This is a genomic window from Klebsiella sp. GW_Kp181, from assembly GCF_040062315.1.
In the GTDB taxonomy this organism is placed as follows: Bacteria; Pseudomonadota; Gammaproteobacteria; order Enterobacterales; family Enterobacteriaceae; genus Klebsiella; species Klebsiella oxytoca.
In genome coordinates this window covers 1-1,034 of record NZ_JBEAFR010000032.1, presented here as the reverse complement: position 1 = coordinate 1,034, position 1,034 = coordinate 1, and the positions used below count along the sequence as shown (strand labels likewise).

Genomic DNA, 1,034 nt, shown 5'->3' with positions numbered 1-1,034 from the left:
GCGCCAACGGTACGGCCGCCTTCACGGATTGCGAAACGCAGACCGTCGTCCATCGCGATCGGGTGGATCAGGGTAACAACCATTTTGATGTTGTCGCCCGGCATAACCATCTCTACGCCTTCCGGCAGTTCGATGGTGCCAGTCACGTCAGTTGTACGGAAGTAGAACTGCGGACGGTAGCCTTTGAAGAACGGAGTGTGACGGCCGCCTTCGTCTTTGGACAGGATATAAACTTCAGATTCGAACTTGGTGTGCGGCTTGATAGAGCCCGGCTTAGCCAGTACCTGACCACGTTCGATTTCTTCACGTTTGATACCACGCAGCAGAACACCAACGTTCTCACCAGCACGGCCTTCGTCCAGCAGTTTGCGGAACATTTCAACGCCAGTACAGGTAGACTTAGCAGTGTCTTTGATACCAACGATTTCAACTTCTTCGCCAACTTTGATGATACCGCGCTCTACACGACCGGTAACAACGGTACCACGACCGGAGATGGAGAATACGTCTTCGATCGGCAGCAGGAACGGCTTGTCAATCGCACGCTCTGGTTCCGGAATGTAAGAATCCAGGAAGCCAGCCAGTTCGATGATTTTAGATTCCCACTCAGCGTCGCCTTCCAGCGCTTTCAGAGCAGAACCACGAACGATCGGAGTGTCGTCGCCCGGGAAATCGTACTGAGACAGAAGTTCACGAACTTCCATTTCAACCAGTTCCAGCAGCTCTTCGTCATCAACCATGTCGCACTTGTTCAGGAACACGATGATGTACGGAACGCCTACCTGACGACCCAGCAGGATGTGCTCACGAGTCTGCGGCATCGGGCCGTCAGTCGCAGCAACAACCAGGATCGCGCCGTCCATCTGCGCAGCACCGGTGATCATGTTTTTAACATAGTCGGCGTGGCCCGGGCAGTCTACGTGCGCGTAGTGGCGAGTCGGGGTGTCATATTCAACGTGGGAAGTGTTGATGGTGATACCACGAGCTTTTTCTTCCGGCGCGTTATCGATCTGGTCGAATGCGCGAGCAGCACC

The 1,034-nt window shown here is 54.4% G+C and carries 1 protein-coding gene; it reads right to left on the bottom strand.

Translation table 11 applies throughout. From position 1 onward, the window contains the following. A partial coding sequence (gene tuf, locus ABLV11_RS07005) for an elongation factor Tu (protein ID WP_097365676.1) occupies positions 1–1,034 on the bottom strand: 1,034 nt, incomplete at both ends.